Annotated in this window: 13 protein-coding genes; 5 read left to right on the plus strand and 8 right to left on the minus strand. The window is 65.4% G+C overall.

Going from position 1 to position 12,888, the window contains the following annotated elements; all coding sequences use genetic code 11:
- Positions 1-13: 13 nt before the first annotated feature.
- Positions 14-1,369, plus strand: a complete 1,356-nt coding sequence (locus tag OG874_RS22275; protein ID WP_330257052.1) for a HEAT repeat domain-containing protein — start codon at positions 14-16, stop codon at positions 1,367-1,369.
- 186 nt (positions 1,370-1,555) lie between these two features.
- On the opposite strand, the gene OG874_RS22280 is transcribed toward OG874_RS22275, so the two are convergent.
- Both OG874_RS22280 and OG874_RS22285 read right to left on the minus strand, forming a co-directional pair.
- Positions 1,556-1,750, minus strand: a complete 195-nt coding sequence (locus tag OG874_RS22280; RefSeq protein ID WP_330257053.1) for a DUF397 domain-containing protein — start codon at positions 1,748-1,750, stop codon at positions 1,556-1,558.
- The gene (locus tag OG874_RS22285; RefSeq protein ID WP_330257054.1) at positions 1,747-2,634 is read right to left on the minus strand and encodes a Scr1 family TA system antitoxin-like transcriptional regulator; all 888 of its coding nucleotides are present in this window, start codon (positions 2,632-2,634) and stop codon (positions 1,747-1,749) included. Before OG874_RS22285 ends, OG874_RS22280 begins: the two co-directional genes overlap by 4 nt.
- A 217-nt stretch (positions 2,635-2,851) precedes the next feature.
- On the opposite strand from OG874_RS22285, the gene OG874_RS22290 reads away from it, so the two are divergent.
- Genes OG874_RS22290 through OG874_RS22305 form a run of 4 tightly spaced genes read left to right on the plus strand, consistent with a single transcriptional unit; the run spans position 2,852 to position 4,112 of the window.
- Positions 2,852-3,235 (plus strand): hypothetical protein, encoded by a 384-nt coding sequence (locus OG874_RS22290; RefSeq protein ID WP_330257055.1) that lies wholly within the window; start codon positions 2,852-2,854, stop codon positions 3,233-3,235.
- Positions 3,235-3,567: a hypothetical protein gene (locus OG874_RS22295; protein ID WP_330257056.1), complete on the plus strand. Its 333-nt coding sequence runs from the start codon at positions 3,235-3,237 to the stop codon at positions 3,565-3,567. Before OG874_RS22290 ends, OG874_RS22295 begins: the two co-directional genes overlap by 1 nt.
- Before the next feature lie 7 nt (positions 3,568-3,574).
- Positions 3,575-3,907: a hypothetical protein gene (locus OG874_RS22300; protein ID WP_330257057.1), complete on the plus strand. Its 333-nt coding sequence runs from the start codon at positions 3,575-3,577 to the stop codon at positions 3,905-3,907.
- Positions 3,908-3,926: 19 nt separating this feature from the next.
- Positions 3,927-4,112, plus strand: a complete 186-nt coding sequence (locus tag OG874_RS22305) for a hypothetical protein (RefSeq protein ID WP_330257058.1) — start codon at positions 3,927-3,929, stop codon at positions 4,110-4,112.
- Between the two features lie 455 nt (positions 4,113-4,567).
- Here the strand turns inward: OG874_RS22305 and OG874_RS22310 are convergent, their stop codons facing one another.
- The 6 genes from OG874_RS22310 to OG874_RS22335 form a co-directional block, all read right to left on the minus strand.
- Positions 4,568-4,981 (minus strand): type II toxin-antitoxin system VapC family toxin, encoded by a 414-nt coding sequence (locus tag OG874_RS22310; protein WP_330257059.1) that lies wholly within the window; start codon positions 4,979-4,981, stop codon positions 4,568-4,570.
- Complete coding sequence (locus OG874_RS22315; protein ID WP_330257060.1) at positions 4,974-5,225, minus strand: type II toxin-antitoxin system Phd/YefM family antitoxin; 252 nt, start codon at positions 5,223-5,225, stop codon at positions 4,974-4,976. The genes OG874_RS22310 and OG874_RS22315 overlap by 8 nt, the downstream gene beginning before the upstream one ends.
- A gap of 383 nt (positions 5,226-5,608) precedes the next feature.
- The gene (locus tag OG874_RS22320; RefSeq protein WP_330257061.1) at positions 5,609-10,513 is read right to left on the minus strand and encodes an NAD-glutamate dehydrogenase; all 4,905 of its coding nucleotides are present in this window, start codon (positions 10,511-10,513) and stop codon (positions 5,609-5,611) included.
- Between the two features lie 172 nt (positions 10,514-10,685).
- Entirely contained in the window at positions 10,686-11,393 is a 708-nt protein-coding gene (locus tag OG874_RS22325) for a hypothetical protein (RefSeq protein ID WP_330257062.1), read from the minus strand.
- A 1-nt stretch (position 11,394) separates the two neighbouring features.
- Positions 11,395-12,459: a discoidin domain-containing protein gene (locus OG874_RS22330; protein ID WP_330257063.1), complete on the minus strand. Its 1,065-nt coding sequence runs from the start codon at positions 12,457-12,459 to the stop codon at positions 11,395-11,397.
- 68 nt (positions 12,460-12,527) lie between these two features.
- Positions 12,528-12,881, minus strand: a complete 354-nt coding sequence (locus tag OG874_RS22335; RefSeq protein WP_330257064.1) for a helix-turn-helix domain-containing protein — start codon at positions 12,879-12,881, stop codon at positions 12,528-12,530.
- Between the last annotated feature and the right edge of the window lie 7 nt (positions 12,882-12,888).

Consider the following 12,888-nt stretch of genomic DNA (forward strand, 5'->3'; position numbering starts at 1 on the left):
TAGGTACGGGTGCATGGACTTACAAACCGCGGCAGCAGCGCTCGCCGATACGTCTCTGCGAGACGAGGCAGTGGAGGCGATTGTGGCCGCGGGTGCTTATGTGATCGAGCCGTTGCTGGACCATCTGGTCGATCCGGATTCGTGGATCGACCGCTCGGGCGGTATCGCGGTGCTGCGGCGGTTCGGACCTGTCGGCTACCGTGCGCTGATCGTGCAACTCGCGATCGCGCAGACCCCGGACGCCGTCGAGTTGTGCTGTCAGGCACTGGGGATTGCGGCAGCTTCGGATACCTCGGATTGTGCGCTCGAAATATGCAGCGAGGATCCCCGCGTACGAGCTGACAGCGCTTTCGTGCTCGGCTACCGCCGCCGTCGTGAGTACGCGCCCTTGCTGGTACCGCTGTTGGCGGATCCGGTGCAGCGGGTGCGTGAGGAGGCAATCGGCGCGTTCGGTCGCCTGGGTCGTTCCGCGGTGCCGTTGTTGCGTCGGGTCAGAAGCTCTCGGGTGCCCGAGCGGCGGAACGCACTAGCGGCGCTCACCCAGATCGGCTGGGACACGCCAGAACCACGCGACCTTACGGTGCTGGCCCGGCTGATGCAGGCCAAGATCGCGGCAGATGTTCCCGAACCCTTTGTCCCGCAAGATGGTTGGTATGCCATCAAAACCACCGACCGGGCGGCGGTACTGGATGCGTTCGAGCTGTCCGATCCGGTCGCGGTGACCTGGTCGATGGGCACCGACACTTGGCGGTGCCACGACGCGAGACACAGCCGCACCGCTTACGCCGAGCACGCCGATTGCGCTCGGATGTATGTGAGTCCGGTGCTCGACGGGTGGACCTTGGTGTTCGGAACATCCGTTGCCGCTGGGGAACTCGATCGCCACGATCACGAGTTGGACCGGCTGCTCGACATCGATGGCGACTACACCCGGGACGGCCGCGAACATCAGCAGCGGCAAGCCCGCTGCGCAGCGCTGAGCGAGCGGTTCGGGCACGCACACTGGTACGGCCAGAACTACGAAAGCGGCTGCGACGACTGGCGGGGATGGTGCCTGGCAGCCCACGGACAGGTGCTGCGCTACTACTACCGTGACTGCAACGAGCATGCCGACCCGATTCGGGTCGGCTCGGGACATACGACAGAGACCGGCCTGCCGGTCGATTCGACCGCGATCGAAGACCGATCGGACCGCAACGGGTTGCGGCAGGCCACGATTGCCGACACGGTAACACCGATGCTCATTGCCGGACGGTCCTCGGTCGATCCGTCGCGGATCGGCGCGAACACCCGTACGCACGGGCATGACGTGCTGGCACTGACCGCTTGCGGGCGGCGCCTGGGACACCGCGGCGCCTTCAGCATGTGAACAGGACTCATTCGTTCAGCGTGGTTCTGTTCGAGTTGGTTGATTCCGCGATAGACGGCGTTGCGGTCACGGCAGATGGTGGTGTCGAACGCGGGTGGTCTGCCGCCAGCTGAGCCGCGATCGCGGCGGTGGGCGGCCTGGTCGGCCAGGACAGGTACGGTGGCCCGGATGCTGTGTGCCGCAGGCTCAGGCGCGGCGGTCGAACTCTCCGTCCGCGACGCCCGCAGTGAAGGCATCCCACTCGCCGGGCGCGAAGACCAACGCCGGGCCGGTCGGGTTCTTGCTGTCGCGCATTCCGACCATCCCGTGGTCAAGGAAGGCGACTTCGACGCAGTCCCCCCCTTGCTTGCTGTAGCTACTCTTGAACCACTCGGTGTTCACCGAGGTAACTCCTTCGCGATCTTGGACAGGTAAGCGCGGGTCTTGGCCGCGCTCAACGTGGACCGCTCTATGTCGACCCAGGATCGACGATACCGTGCCACCTGTTCAGGCTTCTGCAGATACAGGTTGCCGCCCCCGGCCCCACCTTCGACGAACGCAACCGAAGGTTCGGGTTCGAGACCGGCTGTCCCCGCGAAGTCGAGGATGATGAAGTGGCCTTCCTCGGTGCCGCGATAGATGCCGGTGTCGAAGGGCACGAGCCGGACACTGACGTTGGGCAGCCTGGAAACCTCGGCGATGCGATGCAGTTGGCCGGCGGCGAGTTGGGAGTCGCTGAGCAAGCGGCGGATCACGCTTTCGTCAAGTATCGCGTCCAACCTCGGCTTGGATTCGGTGAGAACCGCTTGTCGGCGCATCCGGACCTGGACGTGACGCTCGACCTCCTCCGGCGTCAGGTCGGGGCTCGTGCGGAGCAGGCCGCGGGCGTAGCCCTCGGTTTGCAGCAAACCTGGGATGCGGGCGTTCTGGTATATCGAGACAGCGGTGGCGGTGCCTTCGAGGGTGATGTAGACATCGAGCTTGTCGGGCGAAACGACATCATTGAAGTCATACCACCAGCCCCGAGCTGATTCTGCTTCTGCGGCAATGGCTTTCAGCGTCATCCGGGTCTCAGGTGTTGCATGGTAGATATCGCAGAGTTTGTCGATGTAGATCGGCTTGAGCTTGCACGGCTGCCCCTTGAGCATCTTCGTCACGGTGACGTGGTGCAGGTTGACCTGTTCCGCAACGTCTTTGATGTAAAGCCCGGACTCTCGATGCAGCTTCGACAGGATGCGCGCCACCTGACGACGAGGCACGGATGGGGCGGCAGGCTGTGCGGGCATGAAATCGTCTCCTCGCTTTGACCAGGGCAAATGACAATCTGCCGCCACCTTACTACGTTTTTTCGAAGTGAAGAATTTACGCTTAAATATTGTGAATTCACCGGCATGGGTGTGAGCTGAACATGCGCCCCGAGAGTGGCCGTCGAAAGTGCACCAGCCACGCGGAAATGCTCAGGCGCCCCACAATCCAGCACACCGACCAGATTCCGGGGGAACCATGACACCTACGCAAACCATCGCGTCGCCGCAGACGATCTCTGCGAGCGACAAACCGAAAGCCATTGGGTTCGTACGCAATGACGTGTCCGGGCTGGCAGCGCCACGCCACGCCTCGGATGTTCAGCGGCACGCTCACATGCTCGGCTACCAGCACGTGTACACGGTCCGGCCACCGGCCGATGTCGACGATCCGATCGCGTATGTGGTCGGTATGGCAGCTGGTCTCGGCGTCCAAGTGATCGTCGTCTTCGACCTCGGTCACGTGGACTGTCAGCCCGCGTTGATCTGTGACGAGGGGTTCGATCTGGAAACCGTTTGCCCGCAAGGCACTTGGGCGCGCTCGGCCAAGCACCAGCCCGGCGTCGAGATGGGGGCCGCGTGATGAACGCAGATGCTCTGCTCACCCCGCCGAATATCTGCGGCTTCGCCGAGGTCGAGTTGGCGCACACGCAGATGCAGCAACACTGTGCGTGCCGGATCGAGCGGTGCGCGTGGAAGAGGGCCGCCTACTACACCCTCGTGCGGCACGGCCGGATCGCGCCACCGAAGCTGAGCCCGCGCGAACGCGCGCACCGGCGCGGCATCGAGTTCCCGAAAGACACCATCAACTACGTGCCCGAAGGCATGCCCGAACTCCAGACGTTCCAAGATGTGCTCGACGGGCTCGCGCAGCTGGCGTTACCGACCAACCCGAGCAACGGATGCGGGCGGTGAAACCACCGTGAGCGCATGGCAAGTGGTGCACGGCATCCTCGCGGTCGTCGGAGGCGGTGCGTTCGCGATGGTCGGGGTGGCGTGCGTGTGGCCGATCAACCGGCCACGTCGCGACCGGCCCACTGGAGGCTGCCGATTACGCCCGGTCGAATGGCCGAAAGCGTGGACGTGCGGCCCACCCGATCAGCCGTTCACCCTCGCCGACGCCCATGTCGCGATGCAGCTGCACCGCGAGCACGACTGCGCACGCAAGCACGCCGCGTTCGATGCACTGGTCGCGGCCGGACGCATCCACCGCGATTCAGCACGACGACACCGACTCTGGGGCAAACCGTGGTGAATCAACACGAAAGGCAACCATGATGCACGAACCGGATTCGATTGCCGCACAAGTGCGTTCGCTCCGGGCACGGGCCGAGCGCGCCGGATACCGTCTTGTTCGCGACAAGTATCCACCGTACTGCTGGACGCTGCTGGATGCGGAAGACGACGATTGCATCTACAGCGGCAGCCTGGACCAGATCAACGCGTGGTTGAAGTCGTAGCGGCGCAAACCCATTCTCACCCACGCTCGGTTGGACCTTGTCAATGGCCGAATGAACCTGGGAACCAGATGATTTCGCGCACTCTGGTTCGGCTGAGCGAATGACCGCTTCCCCAATCCACTCCGCTTCACCAGCCACTTCGCCCATCGCGACGACTTCGCCGCCCACTTCACCACCTGGATCGACCGCGCCGCCCGAAACCTGCTCGAAACCGAAGAGAATTGCCGGTAGTCGCCTCGTGTACAAAAAAAATCCGCCGCCCCGGCGATGGGCGAATTCTGGGGCGGCGGATCTTTATGCGGCGCCAGGGCTGCGGCGAGCTCAGCCCGAAACGCTCGCCGCCGCAGCGGATTCCCCGCTGCTCACCATGCTGCGCACCTGTCGTGCGGCCACCGAGAGCGTGGCCAGATCGCGGATGCCCGCGGCGAAAAGTCAACCGCATTCCCGCCAGCCGACTAAACCGTGACGACGTTCAGCAGGGGGCCGAGCCCTTTGAAATCATCGGGGTTGCGGGTATACAGCGGTAGGGCATGCTGGACTGCTGCCGCAGCGATCTGAAGGTCGGCCACTCTGCCTCGAGGTTTAGTTCCGATCTGCTCGACGAGGAAAGCGAGCGACCCGTATACGTGGGCCGTCTCGGCGTCGAATGCGAGGGGGTCGAAGGATTTCACAACCCACTGGAACTGGAGTTGACGTTGGGCTTGCCGCACCGGATCTTTCGTGGAATGTAGTCCGGCCGCGAGTTCGGCCAGGCTGATGGCGCTGATGGCCGCTTCCGCGTCCTCGGGCAACGCTGAATGGACTTCTGGATAATCGATGAGTACCGATGTGTCGAGCAGTATGTGTTGGGGCGTCGCGGGTTCATTCACGGCCAAGGATCTCCTGGTCGATCATCGCGTCCATGTCGGCACGCCACTCGGTGTAGTTGACGCGCGGCAGGTGGGCACTGGTGCGGGCGAGTTCGGCGATGGGCACGAAGGTTCGCCGTGTCAGTGGCTTGAGTTCGGCGACCGGTTTGCCGTCGCGGGTGACCGTGAAGCTCTCGCCGGCTTCGACCGCAGCGAGGACTTTGCGGCTGTCGTTGCGCAGGTCGCGTTGCTGGATCGTTTTCATGCCTCAAGGATGCCTGAACTGCTACACGATGCACAGAGTGCTACTTGGTGGCCTACTGGTGAAGGCGGCGTGATCCGAACCCGCGGCGAAACCACACTCAGTCGAAACCGGTGCCGCCGCGGCATTCCGGCGGCTGGGCGCGGATCTGAGCGCCGGGGCGAAGTTCTGCGGCACCCCCCCCAGGCCACCTGAGTGCCGACATGTTGCCGCCACCCCCACCAACCTCGCCGCCCACTTCACCACCTGGATCGACCAGGCAACCCGAAACCAGCTCGAAGCCGAAGAGAATTGCCCGTAGTCGCCTCGTGCACAAAAAGATCCGCCGCCCCGACGAATGCCGAGGCGGCGGATCCATTTTGTGCAGCCGCAGGGCTGCGGCGAACTCAGCCCGAAACGCTCGCCGCCGCAGCGGATTCCCCGCTGCTCACCATGCTGCGCACCTGTCGTGCGGCCACCGAGAGCGTGGCCAGATCGTGAGTTCCCGCGGCGAAGATCTCGCCGAGCGACGCACCGGCCCGGGCCAGGCGGGAGCGATTGACCGACTCCCAGTCGGCGATCTTCGCCGCCGCGCTCTCATTCGGTTCCGACGCGGTCAGCACGTCGAGGGTGAGCGAGCGCAGCGAATCGTAGAGATCGTCGCGCAACGCGAGCCTGGCCAGGGTGCGCCACCGGTCGTCGCGCGCGAGGTTGCTCACCGCGGTCAGCAGCCGCTCGATCTGGAAGTGATCATCGAGCGCGTAGTAGAGCACCGAGACCTCCTCCGCATCCCGCTCGGCGATATCGGCCACGTCGATGATGTCCAACAGCGGGAACAGGTGGATGAGGCGGAACACTTCCTCGGCCAATTCCGCCGGCGCACCCTGCTCGACGGCAGCGCGCGCATGCGTCGCCAGATCCTCGGCGTGGGCCGCGGGGAGCAGGGCGGGCAGCATCTGCCCCGCGAGCTTGCGAAAACCATCGCGGTAGCGGGCGATATCGGCGCCGATGGCGATCGGCTGCGGACGGCTGGTCAGCAGCCAGCGGGATACGCGATCGAGGGTGCGCCTGGTCTCCCGCTCGAGTTCGTCGCGCGCCGCCGTCGGCATCGGCGTGGTCCGAATACGCTGCCAGAGCGCGTGCAGATCGAAGACCTCGGCCGCGACGGTGAAGGCGCGCACCGCGTCATCGGTGCTCGCACCCGCCTCCTCGGCCAGCCGGAACGCGTAGGTGATGCCGCCGTGGTCCACCACGTCGTTGACGACCATGGTGGCGACGATCTGGCGGCGCAGCGGATGCCTGCCGATCGCGTCGGCGAACCGTGCCCGCAGCGGCTTCGGGAAGTACGACCGAAGCACCGACTCGAAGGCCGCGTTGTCCGGTAGGTCCCCGGCCAGCACATCGGCCTTGAGCGAAAGCTTCACGTGCGCGAGCAGATTCGCCAGCTCCGGCGAGGTGAGTCCGCGCCCTTCCGCCGTCCGCTTTTTCAGCTCGGCGTCCGAGGGCAGTGCCTCGAGCCGCCGGTCCACACCGCGTCGGCCCTCGAGGTCGGCGATCAGCCTGCGATGCACGCCGGACAAGGGCACCGACTGGGCGCGCGAGAGGCCCATCCGGAAGTTCTGCGAAATATTGTCGCGCAGTACGAGTTCGGCGACCTCATCGGTCATCGCGGCCAGCAGTTCGGTGCGATCCTCGGCGGCAAGCTCACCGCCGGAGATGACCGCATCGAGCAGCACCTTGATATTGACCTCGTGGTCGGAGCAGTCGACGCCCGCCGAGTTGTCCATGGCGTCGGTGTTCATCCGGCCGCCGTTCGCGCAGTATTCGATGCGGCCGAGGGCGGTCGCACCGAGGTTGCCGCCCTCGCCGATCACCTTGGCGCGCAACTGGTTCGCATCGACACGCACGGCATCGTTGGATTTGTCCCCGGCATCGGCATTCGTCTCGGTGGACGCCTTGATGTAGGTGCCGATGCCGCCGTTCCAGAACAGATCCACCGGGGCGAGCAGAATCGCCCGGATCATCTCCGGAGGGGACAGTGTGGTCACACTCGGATCCAGATCGAGGGCCGCGCGCACCTCGGGACTGACCGGAACGGCCTTGGCGGACCGGTCGAAGACGCCACCGCCCCTACTGATCAGCGCCTTGTCGTAGTCCGCCCACGACGAACGCGGCAGCGCGAACATCCGCTCCCGCTCCCGGAACGACGACGCCGCATCGGGATTCGGGTCCAGGAAGATGTGCCGATGGTCGAAGGCGGCCACCAGCCGGATGTGCGGGGACAGCAGCATGCCATTGCCGAACACATCGCCGCTCATATCGCCCACGCCCGCGACGGTGAAATCCGTTGTCTGCGTGTCGATATCCATCTCGGCGAAATGCCGTTTGACGCTCTCCCACGCACCCTTGGCGGTGATGCCCATCGCCTTGTGGTCGTAACCCACCGAACCACCCGAGGCGAACGCGTCGCCCAGCCAGAAACCGTATTGGCGCGCAACGTCATTGGCGATATCGGAGAACGTCGCAGTGCCCTTGTCGGCGGCGACGACCAGGTAGGTGTCGTCGCTGTCGCGGCGCACCACCCGCTCCGGTGGCAGTACCGCGCCGGAGGCGTGGTCGACGTTATCGGTCACATCGAGCAGACCGGAGATGAAGGTGCGGTAGCACGCGATGCCCTCGGTCAGCAGGGCCTGCCGATCCGCGGCCGGATCACCGGTGGCCTCGGGCGCGCGCTTGACCACGAACCCGCCCTTCGCGCCGACCGGCACGATGACCGCGTTCTTCACCGCCTGCGCTTTCACCAGGCCCAGGACCTCGGTGCGGAAATCCTCCAGACGGTCCGACCAGCGCAACCCGCCGCGCGCCACCGGACCGAAGCGCAGATGCACACCCTCGACTCGCGGCGAGTACACAAAGATCTCGAATTGCGGACGCGGCCTGGGCAATTCGCTGATGGCATGCGGATCGAATTTGAATGACAGGTACTCCGGCGCGTTGCCCTCGGCGTCGAGCCGGTAGTAGTTGGTGCGCAGGGTCGCCGTGATCAGACCGAGGACCGCGCGCAGGATGCGGTCAGCGTCGAGGCTGACCACCGCGTCGATCTCGGTCTGCAACCGCTCGGCGATACCGGCCGCCCGCGCCGAGGCCACCGCGCCGAGGCCCTCGGGATCGAAGTAGGCGTCGAACAGTTCGGTGAACAACCGTGCCATCGTCGGCTGGGCCAGCAGGACGCGGGCGATATTACCCAGGGTGTAGGCGAATCCGGCCTGCTGTAGATACTTGGCGTAGGCGCGCAGCATCGCGATCTGACGCCAGTGCAGTCCGGCGCGCAGCACCAGTTCGTTCAATGCGTCGACCTCGGCGCGGCCATTCCACATAGCCGCGAAGGCCGCCGGAAAGTTCTGCCGGATACTGCCTTCGGTCAGCGGCTCGTCAGCGGGCCGGGTCAGATCGGCCTCGAGATCGGCATCGATCGCAGTGTGCAGCAGCGCCGCCGGGACGCGCAGACCGAAATCGTAGATCCACTTGTGTGTGCCGTCGGGCAGGGTGATGCGGTGCGGTTGTTCATCGACCACCTCGACTCCGAGGCTTTGCAGCACCGGCAGCACGCGGCTGAGCGAGACCCCTTCGCCGGCAACATAGAGCGTGAATCGCCACTCCCCCGAGGGTGATTCGGCGTGCCGGTACAGATTCGTATCGATGGCACCGTCGTCGAGCCGTTCGAGCCGCTGCAGATCGATGAGGGCCCGCTCGGGCTCGTACTCCTGCTGGTACCCGATCGGAAACGCGCCCGCATAGGTATTGGCGGCCTTCGACGAAACCGCTGGCACACCGCTGGCCGCCGCCACCACCCGATCGGACCAGCTCCGGGTGGTCGCGAAGAGCAACTCCTGGATACGCTCCCGATTGGACTCGGAGATATCGGCCGGATCCGCGTCGGGATCGCGATGCACCGTGAAATAGACCACGGCCAACTCGGATTCGCTCGCACGAGCGGAGTAGGCCACCTGCTCGCCGTCGAACTCCGTACGCAGAATCTGTTCCATCCGCAGCCGGACCTCGGTCGAGTAACGGTCACGCGGCAGATAGACCAGGCAGTAGACCGCACCGCTGCGCCCGTCGCGCCGGATGAACAGCCGGACCTGCCTGCGCAGCCCCAAATTCATGACGGCGGAAACGGTTTCGAACAGTCGCCGGGCATCGGTGGAGAACAGCTCGACCCGGGGGAAGGACTGCAGCATCTCCAGCATCGCCTGCCCGGAGAACGAATTCAGTTCGAAGCCGGCCCATTCGATGACCTGGTGCACCCGGCGCGAGATGACCGGAATATCGAGGATGTTCTCGTGCAGGCCGGTCACCGTGAACGAGCCGACAAAGACATGCTCACCCTGCACCGGGCCCACGCCATTACCGGCCGGGCCGCTGGCGTAATCGGCGACGCTGACGAAGTACAGCTCACCGGATCCGGGCATCAGCGAATCCACCGACCCGTTGGCCAGGCGCAGCACCGGCCGCGCGCCGCCGAGGACGGGGACATCGATGTCGACGTTGGAGCCGTTCCAGAGCACACCGAGACCGGTGCCGTGCACCTGCTGCGGCTCAGCGCCGGACTCGGCTCGACCGCCGCGGTAGTAGCCGTAACCCAGTACGGTGAAGTGACCATCGGCCAACCAGCGCAACAACTTCGCGCATTCGGGCACCTCGGGATCGTCGGAGCGCTGCGCGATGTGGTCGAGCCGACTCGCCAGCGCGACCATCGCATTCGCCATGCTCGGAGTGTCATCGAGCACCTTGCGCAGGACCCGCAGCAACGACGGCAACTCGCGGTCGATCCGGTCCAGCAGTGCGCTGCCGACCGACGGACTCAGCTGCACGTGGATCCACGACTCCGGAAAGGTGTGGCCGCCACTGGCCGGTCCGGCGTCGCGCTCCTTCGGCGCGATCGCCCGCAGTCGCCCGCGGCGATCGCGCACGATATCGAAGACCGGGTGGACGACCTCGGTGACGGTCGCGCCCAGCCGACGCAGTGCGGTGGTCACCGAGTCGACCAGCAGCGGCATATCGTCATTGACGATCTGGATCGCCGCGCCGAGCCCGCTGCCGTCCTCCGGGCGATACACCTTGGTGATCGCCACCCCCGGCATGCGGCTCGCCGCCAGCTCCAGATGGTGCCGGAAGATCTGCTCGGCCCGATCCGTGATCGTCGGCGCGGTGGCGCCCGGCTGGATCCAGCGGAAGTACGCGGCCTCTAGATCGGTCGGATCATCGCGGAACCGCTTGAATGAAATCGTCTGCTGGGTGGTTGCCACCATCGACCCGTGCCTTCCCGAAATCTGAGAACCGTACCCGTACGGCTTCCTTCACCTTACCTACACAACGTGCCGTTGTATAGCGGCACGTTATTTACGTGACAAACTGGACATGTGAAAATGATCCAGGTCAAGTGCTCTGATCAAGTTCGCCGACCGGTCCGGAGCCGACCGGTCACTGCGTCAGGCCGGAGCGCGATAGAAAGGTCTGTGCCCCAACGCGTCCGGTGAACGATCCGGTTTCCACGCGAACACCCGACAGGGGGTTTGCGTACCACACGGTTGCCGACGGCCCGATCGCGACAAAGACGGCCCCGTCGGACAGCACCGTGCCGCCGCCCGCCCGCCAACGGTTCACGGTCTCGGTGATGTGCGCCGAGGAATCCAGCTGCACCGTCAGTGTCAGATCCCGCCCACCGGTGATCCCGCCCGCGAGCATCGGATTGCTGGCCTGGATGACGCACTGCTGCGCCGAACTCGCCGCAGCGCTCTGCTGACACGATGCGGCGGCGCGCAACTGCAGTGGCAATGACTGGGCCGCATCGACATCCGGCAACGACGGCATCACCGAACACGAACGGGACACCGAGACAACCAGCGCCAGCAGCACTGCGGCCACCCCGCCGAACGCGCCCAGCCACTGCCATCGCGGATACTGCCCAACTGCCTTCGCGGCACCAGCGGCAACGTGCTCCGCGTCGGTCGCCACCCGCTCCGCGCCCACCACCGCGGCCTCGGTCACCTTCGCGGCGCCCTTCGCCATGTGCTGCGCCTCGCGCTCCACCAGCCGTTCGGACAGCGGCGCACCGCAGTGCCCGCAGCGGGAAGCGGCACCGGTATTGCGATGCGAGCAGTACTGGCAGACCAATTCGGCTACGGACATCTCAATGCCCGGTGATCACGATGGAGGAGATGGCGGTGGTATTGATCGTCGGATCGCCCTTGGACTCCAGCACGGTCATCACCACCTTGGAGGCCTGCACCGGAACCTCGAACTTGGTGACCACCAGGGTGCGCTGATCCAGTGTCTGCTGGGTGTAGGTGGTCTTGTTCGGATCGTCGAACTGATACGAAACCCGGCTGGCCGTACGGAATTTCGTCCACTGGTCGATACCGTCGGTGCCGACGCTGTCCCAGCCGGGAACGATCCCGATCGAATCGATCTGGTAGGTCTTGCCGAGATCGATGTTCAGCACCTGGCCGTCGACCTTGTAGGCCCGCACGCACGACCAGGCCTTGCCCTGCTGCCCGCCGAAGGCGTCCATGCCGGGCGTACTGCCCGGTGGGCAGTGCGCGGTCGCGGATTTCACCTGGATGGTGCCGGAGGCGGCCGGGGCGGCTTCCGGTTTCGTGGTCGGTGCGGCGGTGGCCGACGGCGTGATGACCGCGATCCGGTCCACCGCCGGCTTCTCGTCCTTGCTGCCAGTGGACACCAGCGCCAGGATGAGCAACACCGCCAGGACGGCGCAGACAGCGAGCGCGACCTTCGGGTTCTTCAGCTTCTTGGCCAGGACGACGATTCGGTCGGCGGCCTCGGTGCCACGCGGCTTCGACGACCGGCCCGAACCGGCGGCGGATGGCATCGGTTCGTCCGGCGGCGGCTGCTTCGCAGCGACCTCGGAGAAATCCGACGAAAAGTCCATTGCCGGTGTGGAAGCCGGCTGCTGCTGTCCGTTCAGCAGGGCAATGATCCGCTCACTGGCCTTCGGGCCGTCGGAGGAGCGGCGCGGGGGCGGAGCCTCGACCGGGATGCTATCGACCGGCAGACCGGTCACCACGGGCACAGACGGCGGATCACCGACCGCACCGAGGCCGGGCTCACCGACGAGCGGTCCGCTGGCTACCGGCCCGGCCGGACCGTCCTCCCCGAACGATGGATCGGAGAGCAGGGCATCCAGGACCGCACCTCGATGGCGGAGAAAGACATCTCCCTGGTCCTCGGCAGGCATGTTCCGGATGTTATCCACAGCGGCCCGTCGACCGGGTCGCCGTTATTCCCGCTGACGGGAAGAACCGATCACGCCTTCTTTTCCGCGGTAACGAAATGCTCAGGGGGAACGTCGAATACCCGCGCCAACGCGATGATCAGGTCGAGCCGGGGCACGGCGTCACCGTGTATGAGCCGGTACAGACCCGACTGGGAGACCGGCACATCCGGATACGCCTGCTCCAGGTGCTGTGCCAGCGAATAGAGCGTCAGCGACCGTGTCGACCCGTCCTCGGTCGACACCACCGACTCCGCGATCAGCTCGGAGAGCCGACTCGAGAAGATGGCCACCGCCGCTTGCCTCGGGGTGAGCGCCTCCCCACTGTCCTGATGCAGAGTTTCGCCGTCATTCGGCTGGGAGTCCACAACCACGCTGATAGACACTACCGTC

The organism is Nocardia sp. NBC_00565 (genome assembly GCF_036345915.1).
GTDB lineage: Bacteria > Actinomycetota > Actinomycetes > Mycobacteriales > Mycobacteriaceae > Nocardia.

Bases quoted from the DNA above. Each gene is read 5' to 3' on its own strand.
- OG874_RS22275 (WP_330257052.1), top strand. From the start codon at position 14: ATGGACTTACAAACCGCGGCAGCAGCGCTCGCCGATACGTCTCTGCGA.
- OG874_RS22285 (WP_330257054.1), bottom strand. From the start codon at position 2,634: ATGCCCGCACAGCCTGCCGCCCCATCCGTGCCTCGTCGTCAGGTGGCG.
- OG874_RS22290 (WP_330257055.1), top strand. From the start codon at position 2,852: ATGACACCTACGCAAACCATCGCGTCGCCGCAGACGATCTCTGCGAGC.
- OG874_RS22295 (WP_330257056.1), top strand. From the start codon at position 3,235: ATGAACGCAGATGCTCTGCTCACCCCGCCGAATATCTGCGGCTTCGCC.
- OG874_RS22305 (WP_330257058.1), top strand. From the start codon at position 3,927: ATGATGCACGAACCGGATTCGATTGCCGCACAAGTGCGTTCGCTCCGG.
- OG874_RS22315 (WP_330257060.1), bottom strand. From the start codon at position 5,225: ATGAAAACGATCCAGCAACGCGACCTGCGCAACGACAGCCGCAAAGTC.
- OG874_RS22320 (WP_330257061.1), bottom strand. From the start codon at position 10,513: ATGGTGGCAACCACCCAGCAGACGATTTCATTCAAGCGGTTCCGCGAT.
- OG874_RS22325 (WP_330257062.1), bottom strand. From the start codon at position 11,393: ATGTCCGTAGCCGAATTGGTCTGCCAGTACTGCTCGCATCGCAATACC.
- OG874_RS22330 (WP_330257063.1), bottom strand. From the start codon at position 12,459: ATGCCTGCCGAGGACCAGGGAGATGTCTTTCTCCGCCATCGAGGTGCG.